The organism is Bacillus sp. LQ01 (assembly GCF_057624735.1).
The window spans coordinates 373,456-388,905 of record NZ_JBYEZL010000002.1 but is presented as its reverse complement, the minus strand read 5'-3'; the positions used below and the strand labels follow the sequence as shown (position 1 = coordinate 388,905).

Genomic DNA, 15,450 nt, shown 5'->3' with positions numbered 1-15,450 from the left:
TGCAATTGCTGAGATTCCGCGCAATTGTAAATAGCTTGTTTTTCTACCTCACGAAAAGAAAAAGACTCCGATTAAGCATACAAACTTAAACGAAGTCTGGCAAATTTTATTATTGTTTATTTTTACATAGATTGTGCATCTGTTTCGTCTACGTTAGTATGTACATCTAGCTCTCTATGCATATTTCCTTGCATAAACGTTAACTCAAATACTTCTTTTAACTTACGGACAGGAATAATTTCAATTCCCTTGATCGTATACAAAAATGGTTGCATATTTTCAGCAGGAATAATGACTTTCTTAGCTCCCGCTTTTTTCGCAGCTTTTATTTTTGCGTATACACCACCAATAGGCTTTACTTCTCCGTGTATACTTATTTCACCTGTCATCGCTACTTCATTATTTACATACGTGCGATGCACCGCAGAATATACACCTGTTGCCATAGCGATTCCTGCAGAAGGGCCATCAATTGGGATACCCCCTGGAAAATTAATATGTATATCGTATCCTTCTGGCAACACATCTAAAGAACGAAGTACTGTTAATACATTATCAACAGAGCCTTTCGCCATACTTTTACGACGAATAGATTTCGTTTGACTACCAATACTTTCTTCTTCCACAATTCCGGTAACATTTACCGATCCTTTATCTTTCGCCGGAATTGCTGTTACTTCAATTTCTAATAACGCACCTGTATTTGGTCCGTATACAGCAAGACCATTTACAAGACCAATCCTTGGAATCGGATAAATGCGCTTTTCATATTTCGGTGTAAGCTGACTTGAATGAACAACCCACTCTATATCTTCATCCTTAATGAAAGAACGTTCTTCATTTATCGCCATACCCGCAGAGATTTGCACGAGATTAATCGCTTCTCGTCCATTCCTTGCATACATCCCAATCATCTCAATACCATTTTCACCTATTTGCATTTCCACTTTTTCCGCGGCATTTTTCGCTACTTTTTGAATTTCTTCCGTATCTAATTCACGGAAAAATACTTCTAAGCAACGTGACCGAATAGCAGGAGGAATTTCCTCTGGCGAACGTGTCGTTGCTCCAACTAAGCGAAAATCTGCCGGTAAGCCTTTTTGGAAAATATCATGTATATATGTTGGGATCATTGTATTTTCTTCACTATAGTACGCACTTTCTAAAAATACTTTTCGATCTTCTAACACCTTTAACATTTTGTTCATTTGAATCGGATGGAGCTCGCCAATCTCATCAATAAACAAAATACCACCATGTGCATCTGTTACAGCACCTTTTTTCGGTTGCGGAATACCTGCTTGCCCCATCGCCCCAGCACCTTGATAAATCGGATCATGCACCGAACCAATTAAAGGGTCTGCGATACCACGTTCATCAAACCGAGCTGTTGTCGCATCAAGTTCAATAAATGTTGCATTCGTACGAAATGGAGATTTAGGATTTCGTTTCGCTTCTTCTAATACAAGACGTGCTGCCGCTGTTTTCCCAACACCTGGTGGGCCATATATGATTACATGTTGCGGATTCGGACCACAAAGAGCCGCTTTTAACGACTTAATCCCGTCCTCTTGCCCTACAATATCTAAAAAGGTTGTAGGACGCACCTTTTCTGCTAGCGGCTCTGTTAAAGAAATCTCACGCATTTTACGAAGTTGTTCTAATTCTTTTTTCGATTCTCGATCAATTGAAACTTTTTGTGTTCGTTGATTTCGAAGTAAATGCCAGAAATACAATCCGACAATTACACCAAAAACAAGTTGAACAACTAAAAATATATTTGTCCAGCTCATTATTTATTTCCTCCCGCAATATTTTATCTCTTAGTATTTCCGCGGAGGAACGTAGCTAAACATAAAGAAAAACAGCAATTATAAAAATTGCTGTTTCCCTTTCGCATTATGCAGATGTTTTTGTATCAAGTACAGTACCGTCTTGTAACACCAATTTTGGCGGCTCATTATCAGCTACTGTTTCTTTTGTAAGAATACACTTCTCGATATCTTTACGAGATGGAAGTTCGAACATTACATCAAGCATTAAGCCTTCAATAATAGAACGAAGTCCACGAGCACCCGTTTTACGTTCAATTGCTTTTTTCGCAATTTCGATTAGTGCACCTTCTTCAAACTCTAACTCAACATCGTCAAGCTCCAATAGTTTTTGGAATTGCTTAACAAGTGCATTTTTCGGTTTCGTTAAAATATCAACAAGAGCATCTTCATCAAGTGGCTCTAGGTTCGCAATAACTGGAAGACGACCGATAAACTCTGGAATTAAACCAAATCTTAAAAGATCCTCTGGTAATACGTGAGATAAAACATGCTTCTCATTTACATCAGCATTTTTCTTCTCAGAACCAAATCCAATTACTTTTTCACCAAGGCGGCGTTTAATAATCGGCTCAATGCCATCAAACGCTCCACCACAAATGAATAAGATGTTCGTTGTATCAATTTGAATAAACTCTTGGTGCGGATGCTTACGACCACCTTGAGGTGGAACGCTTGCTACAGTACCTTCTAAAATTTTCAGAAGTGCTTGCTGCACACCTTCACCAGATACATCACGTGTAATTGATGGATTTTCGGACTTACGTGCCACTTTATCAATCTCATCAATATAAATGATTCCTTTTTCCGCTTTCTCTACATCATAATCAGCTGCTTGAATTAATTTTAGTAAGATATTTTCTACATCTTCTCCAACATATCCAGCTTCTGTTAAAGATGTTGCGTCCGCGATTGCAAATGGAACATTTAGAATACGCGCTAACGTTTGTGCAAGTAATGTTTTACCACTACCTGTTGGCCCGATAAGTGCGATATTACTCTTCGCTAATTCTACATCATCAATTTTGCTGTTAGAATTAATGCGTTTGTAATGGTTATATACCGCTACCGCTAGTGCTTTTTTCGCGCTATCTTGCCCGATGACATACTCATCTAAGATTTCACGAATTTCTACCGGTTTCGGTACATCTTTGAATTCTACTTCTTCGTCCTTCGCAAGCTCCTCTTGTACAATTTCAGTACAAAGTTCGATACACTCGTCACAAATGTAAACACCTGGACCTGCCACTAACTTTCGAACTTGCGTTTGTGTTTTACCACAGAAAGAACATTTTAATTGCCCTTTTTCATCATTAAATTTAAACATATTTTCACACCCCTTACAAAGTGCTAACCTCTTGCCTTCGTATGTACACGATAAATGTATCGTATGTAAATACATATTATGTCACTACGTGGCGAGAAATACAAATAATATGACTAGTTATGTACAAATAAAAAAATTTTAAAACTTTTGAAATATGTATATTCGACTTGTAAAGGAACTTTTCCTTCTCCATCGAAAAGTTTTATAAATATATTTCTATATTTATAAAACAAGGCACGATTTTAATCGTGCCTTGTTATTTTATTATGCAGCGTTTTCTACTAAGAAGTCTACAGCTTTACGCACTTTAAGATCTTCAGCTAAAGCGTCTACGCTTCCAAGAGCTTGCTTGATAGCGTCTACTGGCATACCGTACATTTCAGCCATTTTTTCAACTTCTGCAGTTACTTCTTCTTCAGTAACTTCGATGTTTTCAGCTTCAATGATAGCTTCAAGAACAAGATTGATTCTTACACGTTTTTGTGCATCTTCTTTCATTTGCTCTTTTAATTTGTCAGCATCAGTACCTGTGAATTGGTAGTAAAGCTCAAGGTTCATACCTTGTTGGCTTAAACGTTGCTCGAATTCACGAACCATACGATCTAACTCAGTGTTGATCATAGCTTCTGGAATTTCGATTTCAGCGTTAGCAGCAGCTAATTCTACTACTTCGTCACGTACTTTGTGCTCAGCTTCGTGCTTTTTGCCTTCTTCTAAGTTTGTGCGAAGTTTTGCTTTTAATTCATCAAGAGTTGCAACCGCTTCGTCTGCTTCTTTAGCGAACTCGTCGTTTAACTCAGGAAGTTCTTTTGTTTTGATTTCGTGAATTGTTACTTTGAATGTTGCTGGTTTGCCAGCTAATTCAGCAGCATGGTACTCTTCTGGGAATGATACTTCAACGTCTTTAGACTCACCAGATTTAAGACCGATTACTTGCTCTTCGAAACCTGGGATGAATGTACCAGAACCGATTGCTAGAGAGTAGTTTTCGCCTTTTCCGCCTTCAAATGCTTCGCCATCAACGAAACCTTCGAAGTCGATTACAGCTGTATCACCGTTTTCAACAGTTCCTTCTTCTTTAACAACTAGTTCAGCTTGACGCTCTTGTAAAGATTTTAATTCGTTCTCTACATCTTCGTCAGTTACAGTTGTTTCAACTTTTTCTACTGCTAAACCTTTGTACTCACCTAATTTAACTTCAGGTTTCACTGTAACTTTTGCAGTGAAGATAAGGTTAGCATTTTTTTCGAACTTCTCGATGTCGATTTCAGGATGATCAACTGGGAAGATACCAGCTTCTTCAATCGCTTCACCGTATGCTTTTGGTAAAATGATATCTAAAGCATCTTGGTATAAAGATTCAATACCAAAGCGTTGTTCGAATAATGGACGAGGCATTTTTCCTTTACGGAAACCTGGTACGTTAATTGTTTTTACTACTTTTTTGAACGCAGCGTCGATAGAGTTGTTTACTTCTTTAGCATCAACTTCGATTGTTAAAACGCCAACGTTACCTTCTAATTTTTCCCATTTTGTAGACATTTATTCTTTCCCTCCAACTATAATAATGTATGCACATACCTCTATAGATTAAGATCTTCATTATCTCTTTTTTGAAATAACAAATACACAAATAATCCTCTAGCAAAAGCTTTCAGATATAATGTTCCAATCTACTAATTGCCCAGAAGACAACTACGGTATATTTTGTTCGAGAATAATATGAAACATATTAAGTAAGAGAATTACACTTCTCTTCTCTTACAAACAGGCAGTTTTCTGCCTTTTGCAACCCTTACATTATAACATAGAATATGCTCGTTTCAAGAACTGAACGATTCTTTTTCATAATTATACGGGCAAATATCCTTCTCTTTCAACACGTAATAACCATTGATAGGCAATATGAAACTCTTCCAATTCGATATTGTATGCTGCCATAAGCTCTTCTTCATCAATAGCCAATCCGAAACGCTTTCTTCCAATTCTCTCTAAAACAGCTGACCAAATCTCTTCTTTATCCATTAATAGAGCGAATGGGAAAATGCTAATTTGCAATTCTTTCCAATATGTAACCATCGCTTCAAATATATCGGGATAATTTTGCTCTAATCGACTTGATAATTTATGTATAATGTTATTGGATTGCTCCTCATTATGACCTGTAAATGCTGGAATTACCTTAATCATATTCCCAAACTTTTCTACCTCTATTTCCTCTTCTACCTGACTTTCTATCATTTTATACAAAATAGAAGTTTTCAAATAGGGGTGTTGCTCTTCATCTATTAAAAATTTCTTTAAAACAGGTAATGCAAGATCTAAGTCTTTTAATGAAAGTCGCTGAATCGCTCTTAGCTTCTGTCCAAAGTTTTCTCCAAAAATTTCATTAGTAAACTCATTCAACTCAAAATTTGAATCCACTAGCGATGCGTCTCCCTCATTTAGCATACCTTCTGCAAATAAAGCAAGCTGCGCTAATTTTTCCTTTTGATCAGGCATTATATCTTTCGTTTGTAAAACCTTTTCAACAGTTTCAATAACACCTTCATAATCATTTGTTTGAACTAAAATAGTCACGTACGTTTCAAGAATATCACCAAATAAGACAACTCCTGTTTTAAGCAACTGTTCACATTTGTCTTTCGCTTCTTCCATACGTTTTAATTCGAGTAAACAAATAACTGAAGCTAATTCCGTTTGTTCCGTTTCCGCATTATACTGACGTAATATTTCAAAGCAGCGCAATGCATCTTCGAACTTCCGCTCTTTCAACGCTAAAAAACCTTCATCAATATAGCGCTCTGATAGCTGCGGAAACAATACGACCGTATTTTCTTTTTTATCCATACGTCCGCCTCTTTTTCTTGATTTTAATTATGTTCAAAGTAAATATATCAAATGCGTAATGAGAACACAACATCCCCAAATTATTTGTTTGAAATATGAAAATATTTAATTTTTACATTCCAATACAAATAAATCTCTACTAAAAATTAAAATTGTACAAATAAAAATCCCCAGCAACAAACGCAGAGGATTCATCATTAATGGAAAGCTTTTATAATTGTGGGGTATATTACAAGGGTAATAATTTGGAGAACAATAATTGCCATAACAATCATGCTAAAATAGAAGATTGGTTTACTTCGCTTCATTAAAAACATAATAATAAGCATCGTACAAGCAAACAAACTTAAGAAGAACAAACTTGTTGTCGAACTAAGTATACCACTTGGGACAAAGAACAATAACACTACACTACAAGTACCTATAATTCCAAATAACCATTCCATTCATTCACTCATTCCCTTTCCCTCTCATGGCTGTTTTCTCTAAGCAATCAAATGTTTCACAACATCAACTACATACGTTAATTTCTCATACGCTACAAATCCAAAAGCAACCGTCAAGCCCGTTACAACTAATCCTTTCATCATTTCTGCCTCCTCGTTTTATCGTTGTTATCTTCATTATAAAAGATTAGCAATTTCTTACCATCGAACTACCTTACAGTTACCTTACAGAATTGTAAGATTTCAAAAAGAGATTGAAAAACACCTCATATCGCTTGAGGGGCTTTCACGGAATTTATTTATAATCACTTGCAAAATTAACTTTTTTCTCTTGGTTATTTTTCGGAGAATCCACTCTTAAACTAATAGATTTACTAAATAATTTAGGATCAAAATAATTATTCATTACTTTTCTTAACTTACCTTCAGATATTTTCGTATTACAAGAAAACAAAGGATGAAGATCATGTTAATATATTTTTGTACAATTAAGACTTTAATTTACAAGGGGGATTATATATGTTTAAAAAAATGGCCGCAGATGTATTAGGACTAAGCGATGTAGGTTCTGTTATTACACCTAAAGACTATGATAAGGTCGATGCCGATGATTATGTAATGCATGAAGATGGGGAGAAAATTTACTTTCTAATTAAATCGAAATCAGATGAATATTGCTTCACAAACAAAGGGTTAATTCACTTAGACGGTACAAGCGCAACAAGTAAAAAACGTACACTACGCCGCTTTAGCTATAGTAAATATCAAATTAAAAACGTAGCGCTTGAAACTGCGGGAACGATTGATTTAGATGTAGAAATTAAGTTCCAAATGGGCGATGAACACTATTCAATTGATGTCCATAAAAAACATATTGAAGAATTAAAAGATTTATATAAAGCTTTACTTAAAATAGAAGAAATCTCATACGACAACGATATTACATTGCAGTATGCACATAAAAGTTTAGATATGGCATCTAACGCTTTCAGCCGTATTTCAAACGCACAAGTAAATTTAGCAGAACAGTTTAAAGAAATAAACGAAATCGCTTTTAACTGGCTCGTTGATACGAAGAAACAATATAATGTGAAAGATTATGGTTTTGTCTTTGACAAGTTTATTAACAACTAATTTAAAACAAACAAAAAACCTTGTTATCAAAAGATAACAAGGTTTTCTTAGCGTCCCAGGAGAGATTCGAACTCCCACTCCGCCCATTTCCGTACTATTTTATATATTTTGATCGCAGTCTTAATATATCTTCTCCTTCGCGAATGCCTGCCGATCCTTTCCTCACATTTTTTACGACAGTCCAATTCGGGTTAGTTTCATCACCGATGTTCTGTACTGTAAAATTGCCATCACCATATTTCCGGTGACCTTCCGCCAATTTCTCCGTTAAATCATTCTCATTTGATCTCGCCATCTTTGCGCCATCTCCCTTTTTTATACGACCTTCTTAAACCATCTAACCAATCACAGGTCCAGTCAATTGGAGATTCTCGTTTTCCGCTTCTATTAATTGTAACACACTACCGGGAATAAGTTCCGATAACTGCTGCTGAATTGTACTAGAATGGTAAAGAGTTTTATAATATTGTAAGTAAACAATTAAGAGAATCTGGATATGGATTTGAGTTCCATCATAAACCTATTGATTCTTTAAATTAAATAAGAGGAATAGGGCGCATAAATGGCGCTCTTTTTATTTAAGAAAAAGAAGTACATATGCAACTGCTTAATATCAAAGGAAAGGTCGCAAATATTAAGAATGAACTACACCTATAACCCAAACATCAAATTTTAGACAAACAAAAAACCTTGTTATCAAAAGATAACAAGGTTTTTTTAGCGTCCCAGGAGAGATTCGAACTCCCGACCCGTCAATTACCTACGATATATAAACGATTCTTTCATCGCTTGCTGAACGTTCATTTGTGCGGTCAACTGACCGTTTTTGTTAATTAATATTATACGCTATACAGTAGTTCTGCGTCAATGTTGAAAGCACTCTTATTCTATCGATTCCCTCTCGAAGACTCTGATGCATTTAGATGATACTATATACACGAGAGAAAAGATAATCTGCTTAAAATGCGAATCTCGGCGAACCTTTACGCAATTACAGCCGAAAAAAGACGCAGATTATAAATCCCACGTCCCTCTCACCGCTATTACACCTTATATTTCTCAAAGAACTCACGAAGCGCAATCTCTATAATATCATCACGATTGATTCGAAGCACATCTTCGGCTATACCTAATTTCGAACATGTCTCCTTGCCGAGATACACCGTCCTACTAACCTTTTCTTTCGACCCACTTTTCCTAATACGCTCATTTAACGAATGAATCGAATTAGTATTCTTCTGTGCCAAAACCTTTTCCTTTTGTTGCATTTTCCGTAGCCCACTTACCTTTTTTTTCTTAAGAGTATTATCTGTATTTTCCGCCTGCGTATCGTCAGTGCCTGTTATAAATTCTCGGATATCCGCTTTTAAAGGTGGTTCGCCTGCACCCGCAAAATACCAACCTCTGCCACTATTTCGACTATATTCATAACCTGCGGCTTTTAATGCTTTACGCAACTTTTTGTCATTCATATCAATTTTTTCCGCCACTGCCACAGTCCCATTCGCTTTCAATTCATTCACTATATATTCCACATTCATATTTATTCCTCGTTTCTTTTTAGGATTATATTTAAGTATATAATTTCGCAAGTTGCTAAATTATTATATTATTCAAATAATTAATTTCATTTTCTAAATATAACACATAAAAATAAAAAATGTAACGAGTCTGCTGTCCCCTCAATTTCATCATTCTCCTAATCTATTTAAATCGCCATAGAGCGCATATAGGCGTATAAACTGTTCATCACATTAAATCTAATCGCCTAGAATTGCGTTTCTCGACATTGTATTTTTTGAATGTACGATATAAAAAGAAAGGCGATGCCATTAAACACCGCCATTCGTTTCACGCAAGTCTATTAATTCGAATTCAGATGCCTAGACGTCGCCATACCTCGAACAATAGTTTTCTCTCGTGGTGCGTCGTTCCCTTTCGGCTGAATATCTCTCGATGTCATTTGGGTCGCTACCTTTTGCGCATCTTGTTTCTTCATATTATCTCTCCCCTTCGCTTAGCCGTTTAACTTCTTTTTCTAACTCTAGCACTCGTCCAACCGCTTTTAGTAGTACAACGTCTGAAAGCGATGCGCCTTCGTCTTCTTTTGTGATTCTATCTATTTCCGTGTGTGCCGATGGTACTAACTCTATCTTGCTTCGTAATGCTTCGCCGATATCCTCGACAATGTCTGCATTATGTAATCTTAGCGTTGTTTTGTTTACTCTCGTCATGTTATCTCTCCCCTTCTTCTCCCAGCGATCTGTTTTAGATTGCGAAACTTAATTCGTTACTTGTGTAACCTCGGTGGCGTCGTTCGAATTCGTCAACCCCCGCATTTCCTTTATTGACCTTCTTTATAATTCCCCACTCATTCGTATCTTTATTTCGCATTAAGTTGAATCCGTCACGCCCGTGTAGATGCGTCCCTATTCGTAGCATTGTGTTTACGTCTTCCTTATCTGATTTCGTTAGTTGGTCGAGATTATGCAGAAATGCTTCGCCATGTCTTTTGCTCATTCCGTTTTCCCTCCGATTAATAAAATAGGTGGGGCGATATCGTCCGCCCCGTTACGTTGGTTATTTCGCATTAACTACGACAGCGTTTGCCGTACCATTCGCCGAGAATTTAACAGTAATATCATTACCGTACTTCTCGTTTAGTGCGTACATTTGGCGCTTAATGTTGTCGTGATTGATTTGCTCGCCTTTTGTTGCTTCGATTTCGATGATAGTTTTCATAGTTTCGTTTCCCTCCAATATATTTATAATTTACGAGATAGGCGAGGGCATAACGCCCTCTTCCTGTCTTACTCGCTATATAGGTCGTGACCGAATCTTTTATGATTCTCAATCTTGCCTTCTACGAACTCGACTGTTTCCGAATGGTCTTCGAAATACTTCGTAGGATTATTTACGTATCGACCTGCAACGTGTCCGATATTTTCTGTGATAGCTGTTTGCGTTTGACCTATCGCAAATGCAACCTCTCTCATTTCGTTAATATCGTTTAGTTGCGCCTTGATGCCGTCGAAATCGTCGACCTGTGACGCCCGTGCTAGTTTCTTGGACATCGTTAGTAGTTGCGGACGGATATGTGCTAGATTCTGGCTCTTGCCGACCATTTCCGCTAGTTGCCCAGTTAGATATCCCTGTAACTCGTGCGCCGTCTTTCCATTCTTGCTCGCTAGATTTACCATTTTCTCTAGGTATTGCATTGATAGTTTTTCGTCGACTGATAATAACACCTTCGTTTTTAGGTCGCTGATTTCCGCATCATATAAAATACGGTCGCTTTCCTCTAGGTCTTCGAATTGCGGTGTTAACTTCGCTCGTACTTGCTTTTCAGCTTCATCTAGTAGTGCGTCGTATTTCTCTCGGCGCTCTTTCATTTCAGTCATTAGCACATATTCAGCAACTTTCTTTACTCGCCCTTTCTTCGCTTGCTTGCCTTGGAACGTTAGATTTGCGTCTGTATCGATTTTACTTGTTGTTTCGTATAGTCCGCCTTGACCTCGTACCAGTTCGACTACGAAACTAGGTGTAGCACTTTTGATTTCTCTTGCTTCTACGATTAACTCATTGATTGATTTAGTGTTTGTCATATTAATACATCCCCTTAATTAGTTTAGTTTGGTTTATACCTGCATGTGTTTGAATAGCCTTTTGCACCATTTTATGAAATGGCTGCTGGCGATCCGTTTGCTCTTTTTTATTTCGTGTGTTGGCATTTTAACGCTCACACCTCTTTGCCTGTATACGTTTCTGAATATCTTCCGCCACTTCTAGCAACGGCATATTATAAATGAGTGTCGATTGTATAACCTGTAAGTTTTTTGCACCTACTAACGACTCGATTCGTTTAATGCTTGCTAGTTTCGGTTGTACATGACCGCATTCCCAGCGATTCACCGTTAATTCCGACACGCCAATAAGTCGTGCGAATTCATTTTGTGACAACCCTATGAGTTGACGAAGTGCTTTGATGTCTCTTGCTCCCATTTTCCTATACCTCCTGGCATTGTTAATTACATACTGGGGTTTTGTGTTCTCCATACTTAGCGGATAAATAAAGGAGGAAGACGGACTATAAAGGAAAAACCCCCCTATGCATCATCTAATCGTATCCGCTCGTAGTTCCCTACGTTATATATTGGTGACTGAGGGTATATAATTTGCATACTCACCGTAATATTTTTCTATTTTATTTACGGTAAATGAAATTATCTCCGCTTCGTATGTATGGGCGCACCTTCTCACCTGTTCTCGGTCAGTTTTACGCACTCATCTCCTGCGCTTGCACCTTCTTATAGAATTCAGCGATTTCCATGCGTCCCTTCGTCGTAATGTACGTGTTAGTAAACGTAACTCCCGACCACTTTGCCACTCTTGTTTGTGTACTGAACCAGCCTAGTCCCTTATACTTTCCAATTGGTCGATACACTTCACCTCTCGACTTATGACCCAGTACGCCATGTACTTGTAGGAATTCACGCAATGCTTGTGCGGACAGTCCATCGATTCCTTCTGCGACCTCACCAAACGTATATACTTCATCAGATTCGATGAATGCCGATACCTTTTCGCCTAGTGAATCCCTTTCTTCTGTGACTTCGTTTAGTTTCGCTTCTACTTTTGCGATATGGCGGTTTTTATATTCGATGATTTTCGCATTAACTAAGGCAACGGCTTGTACGTCACCGTTCATAAGTGCCCTCGCTAGTTCCATTTGTAACTCTAGTTCGTTATTGATTTCGGCTACTTTGACCTCTTTGCTCGCCTTCTCTTCGATATTTAGTAACTGGGTGCGGACTTCCCTCGCAACTTCGCTATCTCGTAGCAACATGCCGATACGAAGAATTGCGCGTTTAGGATATAGCCCAATCGTTGAATATGGAATTTGTGTCGCCATTCCATCAAATTCTATTAGAATGTGACCTTTTTCTCTCGTAACTTTAGCCGTAGACATCATGTCGGTGGCTAAATTCTCCGCCAACATTTTTCCTGTCATGGTCGTATATCCATCTTCTCGAATTTCCGCAATGTGTCGGGTATATATCTTTTGTATAGTCTTAACAGGTACCTCGTAGAATTCCGCAATCTGTCTATTCGTTGCAAATTCCATGTTAGGAAATAATAGCAACCCTTTGACCTTTTCTAGTACGCCAACACGCCCTGCCAGTTCGTCACGTTGCGCCTTTGATTCGATTAATTCCACTTCGTTAACCGTTCCTTGCACTACATCCTTATTGATTACTAGTTCTAGTTTCATCTTTTAACCTCTCCTTTAATTTAGTCGTTTTATAATCGCTTGCCCATCGTCTTCCAGCGGTTTCCCGCCATTGAACGTTATTACTAGTTTGGGCATCTTGTTTCGCCTTGTACTGCGCTCCCTTTCCGCTTGTTTTTGCGTTTCAGTTCGCTTCCTCTTCGTCTTTACTTCGTTATTACCTTCGAATATATTAACGCCATCTTGCGACGTTTCTGCGGTGCTTCTCGTAGGTTTCCTGCGACGTCTTCGCCTTCTTTTCTTCGCATAGAGTTCGGCTTTCACACTCTCGGGAAGGTCTAGATATCTCGTAGCGCTTGCGGGTATTTCTATGAAACCGTACGTACTTGTTATTTCTTTTCGCATATGGATCGCCCCTTAGAACGTAATATCGTCGTAGTCCGTTTGCGTTTCGCCTTGCTTCGGTGCGCTGGCTGGTTTCCCGCCGTTTTTTACGATTCTTGATAGTAATTCATTTCTCTTTTCGACGTCTCTTCTTCGAAGTTTCTCGACCGCTAGCGTGTGCTTTAAATAGCGTAGGCGGGCTTTAGGAAATCTTTGTAGCAACTCGTCTAGGTCTAGCGGTAACTTTGGCTTGTATTCGTTATTTTGACGTATGCCCGTACGATTAATTTCGATTAAACCAACACTAGCGAGCGCTTTTAAGTTTTGATTAATCGTTCGTACACTTTTCCCCGTCTCTAGTGCTAGCTTGTATTGAGAAGGGTACGCCTTCTTTGTATCTCTATTGAATTTATCGACAATAATTTGATATAGCATCAACGCACTATCATTTATCCCGTAATCTTGCATATACACGTAGTTTCGTAGATATGTCGGCATCTTAATAAACATTAATTCGGGCTTCTTGTCGGGATTGTCCAGTGACTTATCGAATACAGGTCGATTCTTTAAACCTACGGCTAGTGTTTCGACGTCTGTATTTAATAGCGGTTTGTCGTCCTTTAGTGCCTCGATTGTTTGCGTTATTGCTTCGATTGATACTTCTCGTTCTTCTTGCTTCGTTGTTTCTTCTACCATTAATAACCATCTCACTTTCTTTTTATTGCTAGAGTTGAGCAGAATTTCACTTGTGGCATTATATCGCCAAACTCTCGGCGGAATATCGCTCAACTCTCGGCAGTATTCTTCTGGTTAAACTAGATTTATATAACGATATTTATGTAACTAGAGAATATATCGTCTTACTTCGTAAGAGCGTAGCTAAAGCTAACGCAATAATAGTAATAACGTACTTACTTAGTTAAAAGATCGGCACGCATTACTAATGGAATAGAAAGAGGGAAGGGCGACGGGAAAAGCGCCCACTCAGTGATAGTAATTGACGACGTAGTGTATTGCGTCGCTTACGTTTATATAGGGGCGTGACACTCGCTAAAAAGGTTAATACGATATAAGTCGTTTTCCTTCATCCCCTTACGTATCTATTGGCGCAACGTATGAGCCTTTTTGGTACACGTACATAAACGCTGATAACATTGCGAATCGGTTAAAAGCGTTCTCGCAAACATAGGCACGAATAAAATCGTTATCGGGTATTACATCAACAAACTCGAATATACTTTTTCGATATTGCGGTGATACCTACATGTACATAAGGGCGATACGGCTAAGCAATAGAGCGTAATGTTTTGACTCGTACGAAGAGATAGGCGCTAGTGAGGTCGTTTATTGGTGTCATTATGCGAAATAAAGTTAAAAGTCGTTATAAGGGATGCTGGGGGTGTTAAAACTCACAATAGGACTTGATAGGATGCGGGATTAACACATTAAGAACGCCTAGAATGCACGTGAGGACACTCAGATTTACTTATAACGCGCTTCACTGCCATTCAGGCACATTTTTTCAGGTAAGCGTGATGGGGACGTCAGGTGAGCGTCAGGAGGACGTTATACCCCTCCTGAGTTCCGCAACAGTGCGCAAATATTTTTCGGAATACAATCGGCTGGACACGACTTGCCTTGGGTAGATGCGTCAAACACCCTGAGTCAAAAATGGTGCGCACTATTTCTAGTCCACTGCTGACGGTGGTATTGACCCCCGCTTGGAGGGTTTGGCTAAAATTTCGATTTGGGACGACGACTCGGCTTCGGTTCTTGCTTCGTTCTTGATTATCAGCGGACAAAAGCGAGTCACAAAAAAAAGAAGATTCTTTTCTCTCGCAGAAGAAGAAACAAAGAAAGATTAAAAGAAACAATTCATTCAATTCGATGCGAACAATTTAATAGAAGAAACTAATTTGATTCCCTTCCATTCTCTTGATTAAGTTAGATAAGAAAGAAGACAACAACAATAACGAAGAGCAAAGACAATCAAAGAAGACAATTAGAAGAAGAACAACTGAAGAAGTTGCAAGACTTTCAATATTTTTTCTCTCGCATATAATAAACAGAATGAACAACAAACAACTTACGCTTTCCTCATCGACTGCTCACAACACTCTCACGCTGTTACCGTGTGACATAGTGTAGCTACTGCGATGTATGGTGCGCTGGCTTATGATCGCCTGTATCCCTATGACCTCTCGTCTTCATACACTTAGTCTTCGAGTAGTTAAGATGAATAGATAC

General features: G+C 38.3%; 14 protein-coding genes and 1 pseudogene. 2 read left to right on the top strand and 13 right to left on the bottom strand.

The window, feature by feature from the left end:
- Window positions 1–122: 122 nt before the first annotated feature.
- From lonB to AC22L0_RS14360, 5 genes are all read right to left on the bottom strand, one after another.
- Window positions 123–1,793: an ATP-dependent protease LonB gene (gene lonB / locus AC22L0_RS14380; RefSeq protein ID WP_000119180.1), complete on the bottom strand. Its 1,671-nt coding sequence runs from the start codon at window positions 1,791–1,793 to the stop codon at window positions 123–125.
- A 106-nt stretch (window positions 1,794–1,899) separates the two neighbouring features.
- Window positions 1,900–3,159, bottom strand: a complete 1,260-nt coding sequence (gene clpX, locus AC22L0_RS14375; RefSeq protein ID WP_000472289.1) for an ATP-dependent protease ATP-binding subunit ClpX — start codon at window positions 3,157–3,159, stop codon at window positions 1,900–1,902.
- 264 nt (window positions 3,160–3,423) lie between these two features.
- Window positions 3,424–4,701 (bottom strand): trigger factor, encoded by a 1,278-nt coding sequence (gene tig / locus AC22L0_RS14370; RefSeq protein WP_000105215.1) that lies wholly within the window; start codon window positions 4,699–4,701, stop codon window positions 3,424–3,426.
- A 309-nt stretch (window positions 4,702–5,010) separates the two neighbouring features.
- Window positions 5,011–6,009: a hypothetical protein gene (locus tag AC22L0_RS14365; RefSeq protein ID WP_087967270.1), complete on the bottom strand. Its 999-nt coding sequence runs from the start codon at window positions 6,007–6,009 to the stop codon at window positions 5,011–5,013.
- A gap of 197 nt (window positions 6,010–6,206) precedes the next feature.
- The gene (locus tag AC22L0_RS14360) at window positions 6,207–6,455 is read right to left on the bottom strand and encodes a hypothetical protein (RefSeq protein WP_001983650.1); all 249 of its coding nucleotides are present in this window, start codon (window positions 6,453–6,455) and stop codon (window positions 6,207–6,209) included.
- 519 nt (window positions 6,456–6,974) lie between these two features.
- On the opposite strand from AC22L0_RS14360, the gene AC22L0_RS14355 reads away from it, so the two are divergent.
- Window positions 6,975–7,589 carry a PH domain-containing protein gene (locus tag AC22L0_RS14355; RefSeq protein ID WP_000473866.1) on the top strand — a complete coding sequence of 205 codons (615 nt, stop codon included), beginning with the start codon at window positions 6,975–6,977 and terminating at the stop codon, window positions 7,587–7,589.
- Between the two features lie 94 nt (window positions 7,590–7,683).
- On the opposite strand, the gene AC22L0_RS14350 is transcribed toward AC22L0_RS14355, so the two are convergent.
- Window positions 7,684–7,884, bottom strand: a complete 201-nt coding sequence (locus AC22L0_RS14350) for a hypothetical protein (protein WP_000124460.1) — start codon at window positions 7,882–7,884, stop codon at window positions 7,684–7,686.
- Between the two features lie 152 nt (window positions 7,885–8,036).
- Between AC22L0_RS14350 and AC22L0_RS14345 the strand changes: the two are divergent.
- Window positions 8,037–8,129: pseudogene (locus AC22L0_RS14345) on the top strand (DUF6572 domain-containing protein); the annotation flags it as partial.
- Window positions 8,130–8,632: 503 nt separating this feature from the next.
- Here the strand turns inward: AC22L0_RS14345 and AC22L0_RS14340 are convergent.
- The 7 genes from AC22L0_RS14340 to AC22L0_RS14310 all read right to left on the bottom strand — a co-directional run bounded on the left by AC22L0_RS14340 (window position 8,633) and on the right by AC22L0_RS14310 (window position 13,914).
- Window positions 8,633–9,130 carry a hypothetical protein gene (locus tag AC22L0_RS14340; protein WP_001100287.1) on the bottom strand — a complete coding sequence of 166 codons (498 nt, stop codon included), beginning with the start codon at window positions 9,128–9,130 and terminating at the stop codon, window positions 8,633–8,635.
- A 459-nt stretch (window positions 9,131–9,589) separates the two neighbouring features.
- Window positions 9,590–9,823: a hypothetical protein gene (locus AC22L0_RS14335; protein WP_487272297.1), complete on the bottom strand. Its 234-nt coding sequence runs from the start codon at window positions 9,821–9,823 to the stop codon at window positions 9,590–9,592.
- 34 nt (window positions 9,824–9,857) lie between these two features.
- Window positions 9,858–10,109 carry a hypothetical protein gene (locus tag AC22L0_RS14330; protein ID WP_044584839.1) on the bottom strand — a complete coding sequence of 84 codons (252 nt, stop codon included), beginning with the start codon at window positions 10,107–10,109 and terminating at the stop codon, window positions 9,858–9,860.
- A gap of 290 nt (window positions 10,110–10,399) precedes the next feature.
- Entirely contained in the window at window positions 10,400–11,194 is a 795-nt protein-coding gene (locus AC22L0_RS14325; protein WP_254520509.1) for a hypothetical protein, read from the bottom strand.
- Between the two features lie 127 nt (window positions 11,195–11,321).
- On the bottom strand, window positions 11,322–11,591 hold the full coding sequence (locus AC22L0_RS14320) for a helix-turn-helix domain-containing protein (protein WP_000501236.1): 270 nt from the start codon (window positions 11,589–11,591) through the stop codon (window positions 11,322–11,324).
- 274 nt (window positions 11,592–11,865) lie between these two features.
- Window positions 11,866–12,558, bottom strand: coding sequence for a phage antirepressor KilAC domain-containing protein (locus AC22L0_RS14315; protein WP_252206311.1), 693 nt, complete (start codon window positions 12,556–12,558; stop codon window positions 11,866–11,868).
- A 678-nt stretch (window positions 12,559–13,236) separates the two neighbouring features.
- A complete protein-coding gene (locus AC22L0_RS14310) occupies window positions 13,237–13,914 on the bottom strand; it encodes a helix-turn-helix domain-containing protein (RefSeq protein ID WP_173601236.1) in 678 nt (225 codons plus the stop codon).
- Window positions 13,915–15,450 lie beyond the last annotated feature (1,536 nt).

Excerpts from the sequence above, each read along its gene's own strand:
- tig (WP_000105215.1), bottom strand. The coding sequence starts at position 4,701 with ATGTCTACAAAATGGGAAAAATTAGAAGGTAACGTTGGCGTTTTAACA.
- AC22L0_RS14320 (WP_000501236.1), bottom strand. The coding sequence starts at position 11,591 with ATGGGAGCAAGAGACATCAAAGCACTTCGTCAACTCATAGGGTTGTCA.
- AC22L0_RS14330 (WP_044584839.1), bottom strand. The coding sequence starts at position 10,109 with ATGAGCAAAAGACATGGCGAAGCATTTCTGCATAATCTCGACCAACTA.
- clpX (WP_000472289.1), bottom strand. The coding sequence starts at position 3,159 with ATGTTTAAATTTAATGATGAAAAAGGGCAATTAAAATGTTCTTTCTGT.
- AC22L0_RS14315 (WP_252206311.1), bottom strand. The coding sequence starts at position 12,558 with ATGTCTACGGCTAAAGTTACGAGAGAAAAAGGTCACATTCTAATAGAA.
- AC22L0_RS14325 (WP_254520509.1), bottom strand. The coding sequence starts at position 11,194 with ATGACAAACACTAAATCAATCAATGAGTTAATCGTAGAAGCAAGAGAA.
- AC22L0_RS14360 (WP_001983650.1), bottom strand. The coding sequence starts at position 6,455 with ATGGAATGGTTATTTGGAATTATAGGTACTTGTAGTGTAGTGTTATTG.
- AC22L0_RS14350 (WP_000124460.1), bottom strand. The coding sequence starts at position 7,884 with ATGGCGAGATCAAATGAGAATGATTTAACGGAGAAATTGGCGGAAGGT.
- lonB (WP_000119180.1), bottom strand. The coding sequence starts at position 1,793 with ATGAGCTGGACAAATATATTTTTAGTTGTTCAACTTGTTTTTGGTGTA.
- AC22L0_RS14335 (WP_487272297.1), bottom strand. The coding sequence starts at position 9,823 with ATGACGAGAGTAAACAAAACAACGCTAAGATTACATAATGCAGACATT.
- AC22L0_RS14355 (WP_000473866.1), top strand. The coding sequence starts at position 6,975 with ATGTTTAAAAAAATGGCCGCAGATGTATTAGGACTAAGCGATGTAGGT.
- AC22L0_RS14365 (WP_087967270.1), bottom strand. The coding sequence starts at position 6,009 with ATGGATAAAAAAGAAAATACGGTCGTATTGTTTCCGCAGCTATCAGAG.
- AC22L0_RS14340 (WP_001100287.1), bottom strand. The coding sequence starts at position 9,130 with ATGAATGTGGAATATATAGTGAATGAATTGAAAGCGAATGGGACTGTG.